The sequence below is a fragment of the Sphingomonas olei genome, assembly GCF_045369765.1.
Classification (GTDB): domain Bacteria; phylum Pseudomonadota; class Alphaproteobacteria; order Sphingomonadales; family Sphingomonadaceae; genus Sphingomonas; species Sphingomonas panaciterrae.
Genome location: NZ_JBIQEU010000004.1, coordinates 180,321 through 196,359 on the forward strand (window position 1 = coordinate 180,321; position 16,039 = coordinate 196,359).

At 66.9% G+C, this 16,039-nt stretch carries 18 protein-coding genes; 10 read left to right on the forward strand and 8 right to left on the reverse strand.

What is annotated here, in order from left to right:
• Positions 1 to 7: 7 nt before the first annotated feature.
• Entirely contained in the window at positions 8 to 1,405 is a 1,398-nt protein-coding gene (locus tag ACH0BU_RS07155; RefSeq protein ID WP_500263883.1) for a M23 family metallopeptidase, read from the reverse strand.
• Between the two features lie 270 nt (positions 1,406 to 1,675).
• Between ACH0BU_RS07155 and ACH0BU_RS07160 the strand changes: the two genes are divergently transcribed.
• From ACH0BU_RS07160 to ACH0BU_RS07185, 6 genes are all read left to right on the forward strand, one after another.
• Entirely contained in the window at positions 1,676 to 4,138 is a 2,463-nt protein-coding gene (locus ACH0BU_RS07160) for a helicase-related protein (protein ID WP_500263897.1), read from the forward strand.
• Between the two features lie 22 nt (positions 4,139 to 4,160).
• Entirely contained in the window at positions 4,161 to 4,448 is a 288-nt protein-coding gene (locus tag ACH0BU_RS07165; protein ID WP_046408406.1) for an RNA-binding S4 domain-containing protein, read from the forward strand.
• 66 nt (positions 4,449 to 4,514) lie between these two features.
• Positions 4,515 to 4,856 carry a ferredoxin FdxA gene (fdxA, locus tag ACH0BU_RS07170; protein WP_125945205.1) on the forward strand — a complete coding sequence of 114 codons (342 nt, stop codon included), beginning with the start codon at positions 4,515 to 4,517 and terminating at the stop codon, positions 4,854 to 4,856.
• A 307-nt stretch (positions 4,857 to 5,163) separates the two neighbouring features.
• Positions 5,164 to 5,697: a CarD family transcriptional regulator gene (locus ACH0BU_RS07175; protein ID WP_046408403.1), complete on the forward strand. Its 534-nt coding sequence runs from the start codon at positions 5,164 to 5,166 to the stop codon at positions 5,695 to 5,697.
• Between the two features lie 240 nt (positions 5,698 to 5,937).
• Complete coding sequence (locus ACH0BU_RS07180) at positions 5,938 to 6,666, forward strand: head GIN domain-containing protein (protein WP_296220647.1); 729 nt, start codon at positions 5,938 to 5,940, stop codon at positions 6,664 to 6,666.
• 39 nt (positions 6,667 to 6,705) lie between these two features.
• Positions 6,706 to 7,413, forward strand: a complete 708-nt coding sequence (locus ACH0BU_RS07185; RefSeq protein ID WP_296220650.1) for a head GIN domain-containing protein — start codon at positions 6,706 to 6,708, stop codon at positions 7,411 to 7,413.
• A 147-nt stretch (positions 7,414 to 7,560) separates the two neighbouring features.
• Here ACH0BU_RS07185 and rpmG read toward each other — a convergent pair whose 3' ends face one another.
• Positions 7,561 to 7,728, reverse strand: a complete 168-nt coding sequence (gene rpmG, locus ACH0BU_RS07190; protein WP_007407030.1) for a 50S ribosomal protein L33 — start codon at positions 7,726 to 7,728, stop codon at positions 7,561 to 7,563.
• A 241-nt stretch (positions 7,729 to 7,969) separates the two neighbouring features.
• Between rpmG and ACH0BU_RS07195 the strand changes: the two genes are divergently transcribed.
• The 3 genes from ACH0BU_RS07195 to ACH0BU_RS07205 all read left to right on the forward strand — a co-directional run bounded on the left by ACH0BU_RS07195 (position 7,970) and on the right by ACH0BU_RS07205 (position 9,313).
• The gene (locus ACH0BU_RS07195; protein ID WP_296220653.1) at positions 7,970 to 8,524 is read left to right on the forward strand and encodes a TMEM165/GDT1 family protein; all 555 of its coding nucleotides are present in this window, start codon (positions 7,970 to 7,972) and stop codon (positions 8,522 to 8,524) included.
• Between the two features lie 93 nt (positions 8,525 to 8,617).
• A complete protein-coding gene (locus ACH0BU_RS07200; protein ID WP_046408467.1) occupies positions 8,618 to 9,121 on the forward strand; it encodes a Dps family protein in 504 nt (167 codons plus the stop codon).
• 6 nt (positions 9,122 to 9,127) lie between these two features.
• Positions 9,128 to 9,313: a DUF1328 family protein gene (locus ACH0BU_RS07205; RefSeq protein ID WP_046408396.1), complete on the forward strand. Its 186-nt coding sequence runs from the start codon at positions 9,128 to 9,130 to the stop codon at positions 9,311 to 9,313.
• Positions 9,314 to 9,375: 62 nt separating this feature from the next.
• On the opposite strand, the gene map is transcribed toward ACH0BU_RS07205, so the two are convergent.
• From map to ACH0BU_RS07220, 3 genes are read right to left on the reverse strand one after another with little or no spacing between them, the layout of a single operon-like run.
• Positions 9,376 to 10,152, reverse strand: coding sequence for a type I methionyl aminopeptidase (gene map / locus ACH0BU_RS07210; RefSeq protein ID WP_296220665.1), 777 nt, complete (start codon positions 10,150 to 10,152; stop codon positions 9,376 to 9,378).
• Positions 10,153 to 10,176: 24 nt separating this feature from the next.
• Positions 10,177 to 10,383 (reverse strand): ParD-like family protein, encoded by a 207-nt coding sequence (locus tag ACH0BU_RS07215; RefSeq protein WP_125945209.1) that lies wholly within the window; start codon positions 10,381 to 10,383, stop codon positions 10,177 to 10,179.
• 52 nt (positions 10,384 to 10,435) lie between these two features.
• Entirely contained in the window at positions 10,436 to 11,275 is an 840-nt protein-coding gene (locus ACH0BU_RS07220; RefSeq protein WP_296220657.1) for a metallophosphoesterase, read from the reverse strand.
• 76 nt (positions 11,276 to 11,351) lie between these two features.
• Between ACH0BU_RS07220 and ACH0BU_RS07225 the strand changes: the two genes are divergently transcribed.
• Positions 11,352 to 12,971, forward strand: a complete 1,620-nt coding sequence (locus ACH0BU_RS07225; protein WP_314470818.1) for a cisplatin damage response ATP-dependent DNA ligase — start codon at positions 11,352 to 11,354, stop codon at positions 12,969 to 12,971.
• Positions 12,972 to 13,051: 80 nt separating this feature from the next.
• On the opposite strand, the gene ACH0BU_RS07230 is transcribed toward ACH0BU_RS07225, so the two are convergent.
• From ACH0BU_RS07230 to ACH0BU_RS07240, 3 genes are all read right to left on the reverse strand, one after another.
• Complete coding sequence (locus tag ACH0BU_RS07230; protein ID WP_145120502.1) at positions 13,052 to 13,324, reverse strand: hypothetical protein; 273 nt, start codon at positions 13,322 to 13,324, stop codon at positions 13,052 to 13,054.
• 452 nt (positions 13,325 to 13,776) lie between these two features.
• Positions 13,777 to 14,367, reverse strand: a complete 591-nt coding sequence (locus tag ACH0BU_RS07235) for an SOS response-associated peptidase family protein (protein WP_314470815.1) — start codon at positions 14,365 to 14,367, stop codon at positions 13,777 to 13,779.
• 75 nt (positions 14,368 to 14,442) lie between these two features.
• A complete protein-coding gene (locus tag ACH0BU_RS07240; RefSeq protein ID WP_314470813.1) occupies positions 14,443 to 16,032 on the reverse strand; it encodes a lysine--tRNA ligase in 1,590 nt (529 codons plus the stop codon).
• Positions 16,033 to 16,039 lie beyond the last annotated feature (7 nt).

Sequence of the window (16,039 nt, forward strand, 5' to 3'; positions counted from 1 at the left end):
TAATCATTTAGTTTGCAATGGGTGCCGACAGGAGTTGTGCGGTCTTTTTCTTGAAGGCGCGCAGCTTTTCCCCCGACAGCGTGGCGACGCTGGAGAGTGAAATGGAACGCGGATTGACGTTCTTGCCGTTCTTCCACACTTCCCAATGAAGGTGCGGGCCGGTCGACATGCCGGTCGACCCAACATAGCCGATGATCTGGCCGCGCGACACTTGCTGGCCTGCGCGCACGGCAAAGCGGCTGAGGTGGCCATAGCCGCTCGAGATGCCGCTGGAGTGATCCAGCTTGATGAAATTGCCGTAGCCGCGATTGCGCGCCGCCATGACCACGCGGCCTGCGACCGGGGCATAGATCGGCGTGCCGTGCGGGGCCGCAAGGTCAAGGCCCTTGTGCATCCGCAGGAAGCCCAGCAGCGGGTGGCGCCGCATCCCGAACGTGGAGGAGATCCGGCCGGAGACCGGCATGCCCATGAAGCCCTGACGCTTCACCTGGCCGCTGGCGTCCCAGAATTGTCCGCCATTGCCGTCGCCATCTTCCCAGCGGACGAGCTGAAGCTTCTTTCGGCCCTGATCGAGGCCGGCATATTGCAGCTGGCCGACCTGGACCTCGCCCGTCGCCGCGCGGGCGTGATCGGCAATGATGTCGAACGTGGCGCTGGCGGGGATCGCGCCGACCGAGGTGCGCGCGGCGATCGCCTTGATATAGGCCTCGACCAGCTTGGCCGGGGCGCCGGCGGCGCGCGCCGAGCGGTAGAGGCTGGAGCCGACCTGGCCCTTGATGCGCAGCGGCGTGTTGTCGATCGCGATCGGATGCCGCTCCAGCGTCAGCCCCTCTGCCTGGCGATGCAGCTCGAGGTTGAGATCGAAGCGGGCGCGGAAGGCGAGCTTTTCCAGCGGGCGCGCGGTGCGCCGGTCGTGCCGGCGGCCGAGCGTCAGGTCCAGAACGGTGCCGGGCTTCAGATCCTTCAGCCCGACCTCACTGGCGACGAGTGCTGCGGCGCGGGCGGCATCGGCGCGGCCGACCCCGGCGCGCTGCAAGGCCGCGCCGAAGCTGTCGCCGTTGCTGATCGACGCCGATAGCTCGATCGTTGGACGCTCGGGCGTTTCCGACAGGGGGCGAACGAGATCGTTGGCGGCCATGCGTCGCCCGCTGGAGGCGCCGAGGCCGAGCGGGGCGATCGACAGCGTGCGGGCCTCTTCGCGCTCCGCGCCGATCATCTGGCTGGTGATGGTGCCTGGCACGGGGCGGATGCCCGGCGCCGTCAGCAGCGCGGCGGCGATGAGGCTGCCGCAGGTGGCCAGCCCGCGCCACCATTCCCGGCTGCCGATGCGCGCGCCAAGGTCAGGTGCCCAGTCGGTCTGATGCAGCGTATGGCGGATGCGGTCCGGCCAGGGAATCGTGCGCACGGGCGCGGTCGCACGTCCGAAGCGACGGGCGCCTGCGGCGCCGGCCAGTTCCAGTCCAGGCTGCTCACGCAAGAACACGAGGAGAAAGGCGCCCCCAAGCACATGATGTCGCCGACCACCCCCGGCGCAGGCCAAGGCGTTGTGGGGGCAAGGTCCTAAAGTCAAATTAACCCGGGATCAGGCGAGTCGCTGCTGCGCCGGCCCGTTCCTTGAACGCGACGAAACGGAATGGTTGATTCAGAGGTGCTTGCGCCCGATGTTGCCGGGACCATGTCCTCCCACGACAACCTCCGCGTAACAGCGGTTCTCGGGCCGACGAACACCGGCAAGACACACCTCGCGGTCGAGCGGATGGTGGCGCATTCCAGCGGCATGATCGGCTTTCCGCTGCGGCTGCTGGCGCGCGAGGTGTATGACCGCGTCGTCGCGATGAAGGGGCCGGAACGCGTCGCGCTGATCACCGGTGAGGAGCGGATCGTCCCCAAGGACGCCCGCTGGTTCCTGTGCACGGCCGAGAGCATGCCGGTCGACCGCGACGTCGCGTTTGTGGCGCTGGACGAGGCGCAGCTGGGGGCGGACGCTGAGCGCGGCCATGTGTTCACCGACCGGCTGCTTCATGCCCGCGGGCGCGAGGAGACGATGATCCTGGGATCGGCGGCGCTGAAGCCGGTGGTCCGGTCGCTGATCCCACGCGCGGAAATCGTCGAGCGGCCGCGCTTTTCCGACCTTTCCTATGCCGGCGCGAAGAAGATCAGCCGATTGCCGCGGCGGTCCGCGATTGTCGCGTTCAGCGCCGAGGAGGTCTATGCCGTGGCGGAAATGCTGCGGCGGCTGCGCGGCGGGGCGGCGGTGGTGATGGGGGCGCTGTCCCCGCGGACCCGCAACGCGCAGGTGGCGATGTTCCAGGCCGGCGAGGTCGATTACCTTGTTGCGACCGATGCCATCGGCATGGGGCTGAACATGGATGTCGCGCACGTTGCCTTTGCCGGGCTGCACAAGTTCGACGGCAAGCGGCGGCGGCGGCTGACCGTCTCGGAGATGGCGCAGATCGCAGGGCGCGCCGGGCGGCACCAGCGGGACGGCACCTTTGGGGCGGTGACCGAGGAGGGGCCGGACGCGTTCCTGCCGGAGGAAGTGCTGGCGATCGAGGAGCATCGCTTCCCCGCGCTCGACTGGCTGTACTGGCGCAACGGTCGCCCCGACCTTCGCAGCGTGGACGATTTGCTGGCCTCGCTGTCGGAGCCGCCGGATCACGAGCGGCTGCGTGCGGCCCCGGAGGCGGTCGACCTGGCCGTTCTGCGGAGACTTTCGGCCGACCCCAAAATCCGGGCGCAGGCGCGCGGGCAGGTGGAGCGGCTGTGGGCGGTGTGTGGCATCCCGGATTTCCAGAAGCTGGGTGTCGAGCCGCATGCCCGCTTCGTGACGCGGATCTTCGACCATCTGTCGACCGGCTTTCTGCCGCACCAATGGTTTGCCGACGAGGTTGCTCGGCTCGACCGGGTCGATGGTGACGTCGAGACGATCGCCGGGCGCGTCTCCGCGATCCGCACCTGGGCCTATATCGCGCAGCGCAAGGGCTGGCTGGCCGATCCCGACCATTGGGCGGCGCGGACGAGCGCCGTGGAGGAGCGGCTGTCGGACGCGCTGCATGCCAGCCTGACGCAGCGCTTCGTCGACAAGCGGACCAGCGTGCTGCTTAAGCAGATCGGCGCAGGCGCCGGCGCGTTGCCGATCGAAATCGGCGCCGAGGGCGAGGTGACGATCGACACCCATTCGATCGGCCGCCTCGACGGTTTCCGCTTCGTCGTCGCGCCCGAGGCACGGGCGGCGGACAAGAGGTTGTTGCTGTCGACGGCGGAGAAGCAGCTTTCCAAGGAGCGCGATGCGCGTGGGGCGGCGCTGATCGGTGCTGCGGACGACGCCTTTGCGTTGGGCTCCAAGGGCACGATCAGCTGGCAGGGGCATGAGGTCGCGCGGCTGGCGCGCGGGCGATCGCTCGCCCGCCCCGCCATCGTGCTGGACGAGGCGCTGAACTGCCTTGCCGCGCCGCTGCGCAAGGCGGCGTCGGCCCGCGTCCAGCGATGGGTGGAGGATGCGATTGCCGCGCATCTGCCGGTGATCGCGCGCCTGGCCGAAATGGCGGGTGATGCGGCCGCGACAGGCGCGCTGCGCAGCGTGGCGCGGGCGATCGAGACCGGCGCCGGCATCACCCAGCGCCTGCCGATCCGCCCGGCGGTGGAGGCGCTTACCCCGGATGAGCGGCAGCGGCTGCGCAAGGCGGGCGTGACGATCGGCGCGCTGGACCTGTTCGACCCGCGAATGATGAAGCCGCGCGCGCTTCCCTGGCGCGCCGCGCTGCTTCACGCCGCGGGGCAGCCGCTGACGGGCACCCCGCCGGGCGGGGCGACCGTGCTGATGCGGGGCGCGCCCGGCGCGGTTCTGTCGACCGGTTTCCGCCCATTGGGAAAGCAGGCGGTGCGCATCGACCTGGTCGAGCGGATCGCGAGGTCGGCGCATGAAGGGCGCAAGGGGAGGGGCGCGTTTACGCCCGACCCGGCGCTCGCCACGTCGATGGGGTTGGAGCCCGCAACCATCGCGCGGCTGCGGACCGAATTGGGCTTTCGTGCACTGTCCGAGGGGCGCTGGACATGGCGTGGCCGACCGCCGGCCCGCGCGGTTCGCCCGCGCAGCGACAATGCATTTGCCGTGCTGTCGGACCTGAACCTTGGCTAACCCGCCGGGTGGCGAGGCCACGATGCGGCTGGACCGTTACCTGTGGTTCGTTCGCCTAGCGAAGACGCGGGAGATCGCGCAGGACATGGCGGCGCAGGGGCGGCTGCGCATCGACGGCCGCGTCATCGACCGGGCGCATGCCCCGGTGCGGGTCGGCAATGTGCTGACATTCGTGAAGGCAGGCAGCGTTCGCGTCTTGCAGATCGAGGCTTTGCCCTTACGTCGCGGGCCAGCAGCAGAGGCGCAGGCCTGTTACCGCGAGCTGGGTGTAAAGATCGAGAACGCACCGCCCAAGTGCGACGACGATTGACGCTGGCCGACAGCGCGCATAGCAGCGGCGCCCGATCTGCTGATCGATGGAGGAGTTGAACCGGCCATGACCTATGTCGTCACCGACGCATGCATCCGTTGCAAGTACATGGATTGCGTGGAGGTGTGTCCGGTCGATTGCTTCTATGAAGGCGAGAACATGCTCGTCATCAATCCGAGCGAATGCATCGATTGCGGCGTGTGCGAGCCGGAATGCCCGGCGGAAGCGATCCTGCCCGATACCGAAAGCGGGCTGGAGCAATGGCTGGAGCTGAACGCGACCTTCTCCGCGCAATGGCCCAATGTCACGCGCAAGGAAGACCAGACGCCGCCGGATGCCGACGCGTTCAAGGGCGCCGAGGGCAAGTACGACAAGTATTTCTCGCCCGAGCCTGGCGCTGGCGACTGATCCCCGGCGGCCGATCTGGTCGCCTGACGGCGGCCGCGGCCGTGAGCGACAGGCTAGGTGAAATCCCGGATATCGCCGCGGCCGTTCCTCGTCGATCGTGGGATGGTGGCGAAATGCCAGCCATGCTGCCCGATCGACTCTGGTAATATTGTTGCAACGCTGCTATATGAGTCCGTGACGGGCGCATTGTTTTCGCGCGTCCGCTGGAGTCGCTAACCCTTCACGTCAATGGTGCACGGGCTCAGACGGGCGGTTGTCCGCACAAAGCTCTGCCTCGGCGTGATTCAACCCGGAGGATCCGGATCCTATGGCTGCCAAGGCGCTGCATTTCGATGTCGGTGATTATGTCGTTTATCCCAAGCATGGCGTGGGCCGCGTAATCGAGCTGCAGAAACAAGAAATTGCCGGCATGCAGCTCGAGCTCTACGTGCTGCGCTTCGAGAAGGAAAAGATGACGCTGCGCGTTCCGACCAACAAGGCGGAAAGCGTAGGCATGCGCAAGCTGTCGTCCGACAAGACGATGCGCGAGGCGATGGAGACGCTGAAGGGCAAGCCCAAGGTCAAGCGCACCATGTGGTCGCGCCGCGCCCAGGAATATGAAGCGAAGATCAACTCGGGCGACCTCGTGTCGATCGCCGAAGTGGTCCGCGACCTGTTCCGTGCCGACGATCAGCCCGAGCAGAGCTATTCCGAGCGGCAGATCTTCGAAGGTGCGTGCAGCCGTCTGGCGCGCGAACTGGCCGCGATGGAGCAGATCGACGAGCCGGCGGCGCAGGAGAAGATCCTCGAGATCCTCCGCGATGCGGCCGCGATCTACAACAAGGACAAGGTTCCGGCCTGATCCGGCCAGACCGACCGCGCTTGCGGCCGGTTTGCGAAAAAGGGCGGTCTTCCCGACGGAAGGCCGCCCTTTTCGCATGTGAAACGACCGTTGCGTTCGTTCCTGCCTGGTGTATTATTTAACAAATACACCGGGCAGGCTGAGATAATGCGATCTGATCTACTTTTTTCGTCGAACCGAGTTGATCATAGCAATGAGGCGTCGGAATCGCAGCGCAATCGTTCGCGCGGGCGATCGATCATGCGCTGGCTGGTGATCGGCGCGCTGATCCCGACCGCTGCCTGTGGCGGCACCTTGTCGGGCGACGACGACATGCCGGGGGTTCGCGGGCAGGGTGAAGGATCCAGCCGCACCTATGCCGTGACGGATTTCACGCAGATCGATCAGCGCGGGCCTGACGATGTCGACGTCCGGGTCGGTGCCGGCTTTTCGGTGCACGCAGAGGGTGATCCCGACGCTCTGGAGCGTCTGAAGATCGTCCGCGAGGGCGACCGGCTGCGGATCTCCCGAAAGACGACGGGCGGCATCGGCTGGAGCTCCGGGTCGGCGAAGGTCTTTGTCACCATGCCGCGGATCGAGGCCGCGCGGCTCGCCGGGGCGGGCGACGTGGCGATCGACCGCGTCGACGGCGCCGCCTTCACGGGCGACATCGCCGGCGCGGGATCGCTGGGCCTGAACCGGGTGACGGTGGACGCGCTGAAGCTGTCGATCGCCGGGTCGGGCACGGTCACCGCCGCGGGGCAGGCGCAAGAAATCGACGTGTCGATCGCCGGTGCGGGCGACGTCGACGGCAAGGATCTGCGCGGATCGCGGGCATCGGTGAAGATCGCCGGGACGGGCAATGTCCAGGCGCTGATCGATGGCGATGCCAGTGTGTCGATCATGGGCACGGGCGATGTCGATCTGGGGCCCAAGGCGCGCTGCAAGGTGAGCAAGATGGGTACGGGTGACGTGCGCTGCGGCGGATGAGCGCTTGCAGCCAGCGGTGAGTTGGTGGCACCTCATCGCATGAGAACAGGCGCGCTCGCTCTTCCGCTGTTGCTGGCCCCCTTACCCGCCCTGGCGGCGGAGCGGGTGTTTTCGGTCGGCAGTTTCGAGCGGGTGCGGGTCGACGGGCCGTTCGAGGTGCGGATCGAGGCCGGCGCGTCGCCCGGCGCCACAGCCAGCGGCGAGCACCAGCTGATCGAGCGGATCGCCGTCACGGTGAATGGCGGGACCCTGTCGGTCCGGCTGGGTACTGGCGGATGGGGCGAGACGTTTCGCGCTGACAATGCCGCGCCCCCCGTCATCGTGCTGCGCACGCCGCGGCTGAATTCGCTGGCGGTGAGTGCCGGCGCGAATGTGACGGTGAACCGCATGGCGGGGCAGCGCGTGGAGCTGTCGCTCGCCGGGTCGGGCAGGGTCGAGGCCGCGCGGGTGGACGCGGATCAGCTGGCCGCGTCGCTGGTCGGCGCGGGGACGATCACGGCTGGCGGGCAGGCGAACCGGGCGCGGTTGATCACCGATGGTCCGGGGACGATCGACGCGTCCGGGCTGCTCACGAAGGACCTGACCGTTCTGCTGACCGGGCCGGGGGAAACACGCGCACGCGCGCGCTATACCGCAGCGGTGACGAATACCGGGCTGGGGAAGGTCACCGTCGCGGGTGACGCCACCTGCACCGTACGCTCCGCTGGAGGTGGTCCGGTGAGCTGTGGCAAGCCGGCCGCGAAATAGGTGCGGCTGCCGGATAGGCGCTGATGTGACAGGGCCTGGGCGGTCCCCGCAAGCGGGGTACCATCCGGCGGCGCCCATCAATCGGGCGTGCCGCCGGCCAATCGATCGATTGACGTCATGCCCACCGGGAGCATGACGAATCGCGACTTACTTGATCTTCGCTTCCTTGAACTCGACGTGCTTGCGCACGACGGGATCGTACTTGTTGAAGCTGAGCTTCTCGGTCTTGGTCCGTGGATTCTTCTTGGTGACGTAGAAGAAGCCGGTATCGGCCGAGCTGACGAGCTTGATCTTGACGGTGGTCGGCTTGGCCATGACCCGCGAATCCTGTTCTGTAGCAAACAAAAAAGGAGCGGCGAGCGTGGGCGCGCCGCTTCCAACGGTCGGCGCAATGGCCGATGGGGCGGGCGAAGTCAAGCAGCGGCGTGGCTTAACGCCCTCTTCAGCCCCTATCTGCCACGGTGAATGCGACCATGGAATGGCCCGCCGGCATGCACCACAAGGCGCGCGTGGCGAATCGGACGGCAGACGGGGGACGACGAACGTGGATGCGCTGATGGCCGCGCTGGTCCTGGGCGCGATCTGCCAGGCGGGGGACAAGACGCCGTGGCTGGCGGCGATCCTGGCCGACCGTTTCCGATCGCCCGCGCTGGTGATCGCCGCCGCCGCGGTTGCGCTGGCGGGCAATTATGCGCTGGGCGTCGTCGCCGCGCTGTGGATCGCGCCGCTGCTGACGCCGGAGGCACGCCAGTTGCTGCTCGCGCTGGCGCTGGTGCTGGCGGGGCTGAGCACGACGCTGCGATCGCGCTCACCGGACCGGTTGAGCGGCTGGCGGCTGGGGGCGGTGGCGACCAGCGTGCTGGGGCTGGCGATCATGATCGTGGGTGACCGGATGCAGTTCATCGTGCTGGGGCTGGCGGCGCGGAGCGAGCTGCCGTGGCTGGCGGCGGTCGGTGGCACGCTGGGCGCGCTTTCGGTGGTGGCGCCAGCGGCGGTGATCGGCGAGCGGCGCTGGCTGGCGCTGCCGCAGCCGGCGATCCGCATCGCCTCGGCGTTGGTGCTGGTCGTGACGGGGGTGATTGCCGGGCTGAATGCGGTGCGGCTGCTGTAGCGCGCACGCCGGTCCGGGATTTCACGGGGAGGGATAGATTCGGCGATCAGGCCGTTGTCGCAACGAAATCCCAGCTTTGTGGAGGTATGTACCGTGGCCGACATCGCGCCTGACCTGAAAACCCCCTCCGACCTGCCGCGCAACGACACGCGCACGGTGGCGGACGCGCTCAATTCGTCGCTGGCAGATTGCTATGCGCTATACCTGAAGACCAAGAATTTCCACTGGCATGTGTCGGGGCCGCATTTCCGCGACTATCACCTGATGCTCGACGACCAGGCGGCCCAGATCCTGGGCGTGACTGACGCGATCGCCGAGCGCGTGCGCAAGACGGGCAACGTCACGCTGCGCTCGATCGGCGACATTTCGCGCCGCCAGACGATTTCCGACAATGATCGCGATTTCGTGCCGGCGGACGAGATGCTGGCCGAGTTGCGCGACGACAATCTGAAGCTGGTCGAGAGCTTCCGCGCCGTCAAGGAAGCGGCAGAGGAAGCGAAGGACAATGCTACCAGCGGCATCGTCGACGAATGGACTGATCAGGCCGAGGAGCGCGCTTGGTTCCTGTTCGAGGCCAGCCGCAAGGGTCGGGGATAAGCCGCGATGCTTAAATGGGCGCTGATCTTCCTTGTCGCGGGCCTCGTGCTCGGCGCGTTGGGCTTTGGCGGGATCGGCGGCGCCTTCGTCGGCATCGCCAAGGTGCTGTTCTTCATCGCGATTGCGATCTTCGTCGTGCTGCTGGTGCTGGCGCTGATGACCGGCAGGGCCATCAAGGACGCGATCGACTAGGCTGATGCGCGTCGGTGCGGGGCGGAAGATTCCTCCTGCGCCGGCGCGTACGGCCGGTTGCCTCAGTTTTTCCCGAGCGACGGTTGTTCGTCGCTGCGCAGGGTCAGTATCTCGACCCCGTTTTCCCTAACCGCGACCGTGTGTTCGAACTGGGCCGAGAGCTTGCCGCCGCTCGTCACGACGGTCCATTCGTCCTCCAGCGTCGCAACCTTCCGGCTGCCCTGGTTGATCATCGGTTCGACGGTGAAGACCATGCCCGGGCGCATCCGGGCGCCCGTGCCGGGGCGGCCGTAATTCAACACCTGCGGCTCCTCATGCATTTCCCGCCCGATGCCGTGGCCGCAATAGTCGCGCACGACCGAATAGCCGTTCTTCTTGGCATGGCGTTCGATCGCGAAGCCGATGTCGCCGATGTGCGCGCCGGGCCGCACCTGCCGGATGCCCTGCCACATCGCCTCCTGCGCGACGCGCACCAAGCGGCGCGCCTGGGGAGAGACGGTGCCGACCATATAGGTCTTGCTGGAATCGGCGATGAAGCCGTTCTTTTCCAGCGTGATGTCGAGGTTGATGATGTCGCCGTCGCGGATGATCTCGTCAGCGCTCGGCACGCCGTGGCAGACGACTTCATTGCGCGAGCAGTTCAGCACATAGCCATAGCCATATTGCCCCTTGCTGGCGGGACGCGCGGCGAGATCGACGGTGATGAAATGTTCGACGAGATCGTTGACCGCGAGCGTCGACATGCCGGCGAGATCCTGGCGATCAAGCATTTCGAACACGCTGGCGAGCAGCCGGCCGGAGATGCGCATCAGCGCCAATTCGTCCAGGGTCTTGATCAGGCCATTCTTCGTCATGGGAGGCTTTCAGGCGACCGAGAGGCGCGGCAGATCGGCGGGAACGGCCGCGAGCTGCGTCTTGATGATCTCGTGGAAGGTCAGCGTGGGATTGGTTTCGGCCAACATGCCGATCTTCATCCAGAATTCCGCCTGGGCGTTGATCGAGCGGCACATCACCGCGCTGGCGCGGCGGACATCCTCGTGCAGGGCGTCGTCGATCTTCACAATTCCCATGCCGGCCGCTCGAAAGTGATGAGCCGTGCGTATATGAACCGTATATGGATCGTCAATTCGCGCCGAGCCGAAGCAGCCACACGTCCGGCGGGGCGCGGTAGCGGAGCGGCAGTAGGCTGGTGCCGAGCCCGGCGCTGGTGACGACGTTGCGCGCGCCCTCGCGGATGATGCCGCAGCGGTAGCGATCGCCGAAGCGCGAGGGGACCCACAGCGCGCCGACGAGCGGCAGCACGACCTGGCCGCAATGGGTGTGCCCGGCGAGCAGCAGCGATATGTCGGCTGGCATGTCCGGCGCGATGTCGGGCGAATGCGTGACGAGCAGTCGCGGGCCGGAGAGGCGGGCGAGCGCGCGCAGCGTCACCGGCAGATCGTCGTTGCCGCTATAGGCGTCGCCCACCACGCCGATCGCCAGCGGGCCGCGCTGCGTGGCGGCATTGTCGAGCACCGCGATGTTTGCCGCGGCAAGCGCGGCGGCGATCCTGGCGGGATCGCTGTCATGATCGTGGTTGCCCAGCACTGCGATCGTGCCGAGCGGCGCGCGCAGCCCGCGCAGCGCCTGGGTCAGAACGGGCGCATTGTCGCGCGCGGTCTCAGCGTCATGCCCGTCGATGAAGTCGCCGGCGAGGACGATCAGGTCGGGGGCGGCGGCGTTGATCTGCGCCACGATGCGGGCGAGGCGGTCGCCGTCCATCGCGCCGCCGCCGATGTGGATATCGCTGGCGAGGGCAATGGTGAGCGGCGGGTGGCCGGCGGGCCAGCCCGACAGCGCGATCGAGCCGGGGCGGATCACCGGATCGCGATGCGCCTCCTGCCAGCCGAGGACGGCCAGCACGCCGCCGGCTGCGACGAGGAGGAGAAGGAGCGCGACGATGATGGGATGCCTGCGGATCATGCCGGTGTCGCTAGCGCCAGTGCGCCGCCGAGGCCATCGCCGGAGCGGTTCGCCGATGCCGTGCGTTGGAGCGGCCATGCACGCCTTTGCGCAGCTTCTCGATTCGCTCATCTACACCCGGTCGCGCACGGCAAAGCTGAGGCTGATCGGCGATTATCTGAAGACCACGCCCGATCCCGACCGGGGCTGGGCGATGGCCGCGCTGACCGGCGACCTCGACATCCCGGGGGTCAAGCCGGCGGTGATCCGCGCGCTGATCGAGGAGCGGGTCGATCCGGTGCTGTACCGGATGAGCCGCGATTATGTCGGCGATTCGGCGGAGACGGTGGCGCTGCTGTGGCCGACGCCGGAGACGCCGATGGCGGCTGAAGCGCTGTCGGTCGGCGCGGTGGTCGAACGGTTGCTGACGCTGCCGCGCGGGCAGGCACCGGCGGCGCTGGCGCAGATGCTGGACCAGCTGAACGCCGAGGAGCGTTTCGCGCTGCTGAAGATGGCGACGGGCGCGCTTCGCGTCGGGGTGTCAGCGCGGCTGGCCAAGCAGGCGCTGGCCGATGCCTTCGCGATCGACGTCGATGCGGTCGAGGAGGTGTGGCACGGGATCGACCCGCCCTACGAAAGCCTGTTCGCCTGGGCCGAGGGACGCGGCGCGCAGCCGACGCCGGCCAATGTGCCGGTGTTTCGCCCGTTCATGCTGGCGCACCCGCTGGAAGACCTGCGCGTCGACCTTTCCGATTATGCCGCGGAGTGGAAATGGGACGGCATCCGGGTCCAGATCGTCCATGTCGCAGGCGAGACGCGGCTGTACAGCCGCACCGGCGACGATGTGACCCGCGCCTTTCCCGATGTCGCCGGCGCCTTTGCCGAGGCGGGCGCGGTGGACGGCGAATTGCTGGTGAAGGGCGAGGCGCAGGGGATCGCACTGGGCGCCGCACTGGGCGGCAAGGGTGATGAGGAAGGCGGCGGGGCGGCGAGCTTCAACGCGTTGCAGCAGCGGCTGGGGCGCAAGGTCGTCTCCGCCAAGATGCTGGAGGAAGCGCCGGCCTTCGTGCGGCTGTACGATATCCTGCTCGATGGGGAGGAGGATCTGCGCGCGCTGCCCTGGCATGAGCGGCGCGGGCGGCTGGAGGATTTCGCCAGCCGGCTGAACCCGGAGCGGTTCGACGTGTCCGCGTTGATCGAAGCGGAGGATTTCACCGCGCTGGAGGGCATCCGCGCCGGCGCGCGCGACGCGGCGATCGAGGGCGTGATGCTGAAGCGGCGCGATTCGCCCTATGTCACCGGGCGGCGCGTGGGCCTGTGGTACAAATGGAAGCGCGATCCGCTGACCGCCGATTGCGTGATGATGTATGCGCAGCGCGGCAATGGGCGGCGATCGTCCTTCTACAGCGACTATACCTTTGGCTGCTGGACCGAGGATGGCGAGCTGCTGCCGGTGGGCAAGGCCTATTCCGGGATCACCGACGAGGAACTGAAGCAGCTCGACAAGTTCGTGCGCAACAACACGCTCAACCGCTTCGGCCCGGTGCGCGAGGTGGAAAAGACGCTGGTGCTGGAAGTGGCGTTTGATTCGATCCACGAATCGAAACGGCACAAATCGGGCGTCGCGATGCGCTTTCCCCGCATCGCGCGGATCAGGACCGACAAGCCGGCGGCGGAGGCGGATACACTTGCGGGATTGCGGCGGCTGGTGACATGAGCGGCGTGCTTGCCGATGCAGCACGTTCAGAGCACGCCGCAATCGAGCCAGTGTGCACGCCCCAATCCAAGCCCGGGTTGCTAGCGTGCTTTCCGGCGGATCGGCTGGGCAACATCAAGCACAAGGCCGTAGCTGCCTCGTTTTGACCCTCGAACAAAGCCGCCGATGATCTCGCCCTTGCATATTATCGGCAGCCGCTCCGGGTTCGCCTGCAAAATGGCAGTCCGGATTGCATTAGCTTGATCACGTGGAATGTAGCCGGCAGGCATACCCTCAATCATGACACCCACCGCGTTCGGATCAGCAGGGTTGTCGTCGATGAAAAAGATCTGAGCGACGATGTGCCAATACACTCCCCCCCCGCCAACGCTCCCCTACCACCGTCTCAAATGTGTCTTGGAAGTGGCTCTCTCCTACGATCTCAAGATGGCCCCCGGTGGCGAGCGGGAAGAATCCCTCAACTTTCCACCAGTTTCTTGGCAGTCGATGCCGACCAAAACCGTCGTTGATCGTCTCTCCGGCAAGTACCTTAAGGAGTGAAGCAAAGAAGCCCAATGATTAGACCTTTTGCGAGAGGGAGCGAGGAAGCAAAACCTAACACCCATTCACCGGAGCGGTCCAGCGGGCGCTGACCGCCTTTGCGCTTGGGCCGACCGCGCCGCTCGCCGCGCTGCGCGAGACGGGGATGGTGACGGCAATGGGAATCGAGATCTTCGCGCTGGGCGAGCGGGTGTCGTGGCAGCGCGGGGTGGCGGTAGGCATGATCCTGGCCGGGGCGGCGACGATCCTGGCGACGTAGCGCGAATTATCGCGCGGGCGCGACGCTGAGGCTGCCGGCGGGGAGCGGCCGGCACAGATCGGCGGAGGGGACGGAAGGGTCGAGCCATGCCGCCCAGGCGTCGCGGCCGAGCACCACCACCTGGCGTGAATGATAGGGGGCCACGTCGGGGCCGGGCTCGCAGGTGAGCATGGTGAAGGCTTCGCCGACGCTTGCGTCCTTGCGCCACAGGCCGGCGATGCAGAACCAGTCATGGCCGGCGAGGCGAAAGGCCCATTTGTCCTTGCGCTTCGCCTTGGGATCCGCGGGTTTGGTAAATTCGAAGAAGCTGTCGACCGGGATGAGGCAGCGGCCTGAGCGCAGGTCGCGCCCGTCGGAGCGGAAATTGTACACCGGGCGGCCGCCGGTGCCTGGCCAGCTCCAGCGGCGGGTGACGCATTCCGCCTCGTCCGCGCGGCCGTTGACGCCGCGGATGATGATCGTCGGATCGGTGATGCGGAAGCTGTCGAGCGGCGCCATGTTGGGCACACCTTCGGGGAAGACGACCGGGATTCGCGTCTCGCCCCAGTCGTTGCGCAATTCGCCGATGGCGATGCGGCGGGCGGCCTCGTTGCACATGGCCGTGAGGGTAGCGGATCGGCGGCGCCGGCGCCAACCTCCCGCTGTGTGGGAGATTGGCGCCAACTGTCCGTGTTACTTGGCCGCGGTGAGCGCCTCGGCGATCAGGCGGCGGGTGTTGGCGACGCCGTAGAGCTTGATGAAGCTGCCCATGCGTGGGCCTTGGCTGGAGCCGAGCAGCGTTTCGTACAGCGCCTTGAACCAATCGCGCAGCTCGGCGAAGCCGCCGGTCTTGCCGATTTCATAGACGGCGTTCTGAATATCCTCGGCCGAGGCATCCTCGCCCAGCGTGGCGAGATCGGCATCGAGCCGCTCGAGTGCGGCCACCTCGACGCCCTCGGGCGCGCGGCGCTTCAGCGTGGGGGCGATGAAGTCGCGGTGATAGGCGAGGGCATAGCCGATCATCCGATCGAGTTCGGGATGCGCGGCGGCGTTCGCATCGGCGAGGTAATTGCCGAGATAGCCCCAGACCTGCTCCTTGGTGGCGCCTTCGCCCATCACGCCGACGAGGTTGAGCAGCAGCCCGAAGGTGACCGGGAGCGTTGCCGCCGGCACGTTGCCGGTGTGGACGTGGTGGACCGGGTTGCCGTGCTTCTCCTTCCAGCCCTGCGCCGGATAATTGGCGCGGAACTGCCAGTAATCGTCCACCGCGCGGGGGATGAGGCCGAGGTGAAGCGACTTCGCCTTCTTGGGTTCGCGATAGATGTAGAAGGCGAGGCTTTCGTCCGGGCCGTAGGTCAGCCATTCCTCGATCGAGAGGCCATTGCCCTTCGACTTGGAAATCTTCTCACCCTTGGCGTCGAGGAACAGCTCGTAGATCAGCCCCTCCGGCTTACGGCCGCCGAGGATCTGCGCGATCTTGCCGCCGAGGATGCCGGAATCGATCAGATCCTTGCCGTACATCTCATAATCGACGCCGAGCGCGGCCCAGCGCATGCCCCAGTCGGGCTTCCACTGAAGCTTCGCCTTGCCGCCGAGGATCGACTGTTCGACGACCTTGCCTTCATCCTCGAAGCGGATGATTCCGGCTTCGGCATCGACCACCTCAACCGGGACCTGGAGCACGATGCCGGACGTGGGGCTGATCGGCAGGACGGGGGAATAGGTCGCCTGCCGCTCGGCACGCAGCGTCGGCAGCATGACGGCCATGATCTTGTCATAGTTGCGCAGGACGTCGCGCAGCTTCTCGTCGAAGCGGCCGGAGGTGTAATAGTCGGTCGACGAGACGAATTCGTAATCGAAGCCGAAGCGATCGAGGAAGTCGCGCAGCATGGCGTTATTGTGCGCGGCGAAGCTGTCGAACTTGCCGAAGGGATCGGGGACGCGCGACAGCGGCTTGCCGAGGTTCGCCTCCAGCAATTCCTTGTTCGGCACATTGTCCGGTACCTTGCGCAGGCCGTCCATGTCGTCGCTGAACGCCACCAGCCGGGTTGGGCGGCCGGTCATTTCCTCATAGGCGCGGCGGACCATGGTGGTGCGCAGCACCTCCTGAAAGGTGCCGATGTGCGGCAGGCCCGAGGGACCGTAGCCGGTTTCGAACAGCATCGGTTCCCCGTTCGGCTTGCCTTCGGGCCAGCGCTTCAGAAGCTTTCGCGCTTCCTCATAGGGCCAGGCCTTGGACTCGAGCGCTGCGGCGCGCCGTTCGGGATCGTATGCGTCTGTCATAACGCGG

Coding starts and splice junctions, on each gene's coding strand:
- ACH0BU_RS07160 (WP_500263897.1), top strand. CDS start 1,676: ATGTCCTCCCACGACAACCTCCGCGTAACAGCGGTTCTCGGGCCGACG.
- ACH0BU_RS07165 (WP_046408406.1), top strand. CDS start 4,161: ATGCGGCTGGACCGTTACCTGTGGTTCGTTCGCCTAGCGAAGACGCGG.
- fdxA (WP_125945205.1), top strand. CDS start 4,515: ATGACCTATGTCGTCACCGACGCATGCATCCGTTGCAAGTACATGGAT.
- ACH0BU_RS07175 (WP_046408403.1), top strand. CDS start 5,164: ATGGCTGCCAAGGCGCTGCATTTCGATGTCGGTGATTATGTCGTTTAT.
- ACH0BU_RS07180 (WP_296220647.1), top strand. CDS start 5,938: ATGCGCTGGCTGGTGATCGGCGCGCTGATCCCGACCGCTGCCTGTGGC.
- ACH0BU_RS07185 (WP_296220650.1), top strand. CDS start 6,706: ATGAGAACAGGCGCGCTCGCTCTTCCGCTGTTGCTGGCCCCCTTACCC.
- rpmG (WP_007407030.1), bottom strand. CDS start 7,728: ATGGCCAAGCCGACCACCGTCAAGATCAAGCTCGTCAGCTCGGCCGAT.
- ACH0BU_RS07195 (WP_296220653.1), top strand. CDS start 7,970: ATGGCCGCGCTGGTCCTGGGCGCGATCTGCCAGGCGGGGGACAAGACG.
- ACH0BU_RS07205 (WP_046408396.1), top strand. CDS start 9,128: ATGCTTAAATGGGCGCTGATCTTCCTTGTCGCGGGCCTCGTGCTCGGC.
- ACH0BU_RS07215 (WP_125945209.1), bottom strand. CDS start 10,383: ATGGGAATTGTGAAGATCGACGACGCCCTGCACGAGGATGTCCGCCGC.
- ACH0BU_RS07220 (WP_296220657.1), bottom strand. CDS start 11,275: ATGATCCGCAGGCATCCCATCATCGTCGCGCTCCTTCTCCTCCTCGTC.
- ACH0BU_RS07225 (WP_314470818.1), top strand. CDS start 11,352: ATGCACGCCTTTGCGCAGCTTCTCGATTCGCTCATCTACACCCGGTCG.
- ACH0BU_RS07235 (WP_314470815.1), bottom strand. CDS start 14,367: ATGTGCAACGAGGCCGCCCGCCGCATCGCCATCGGCGAATTGCGCAAC.
- ACH0BU_RS07240 (WP_314470813.1), bottom strand. CDS start 16,032: ATGACAGACGCATACGATCCCGAACGGCGCGCCGCAGCGCTCGAGTCC.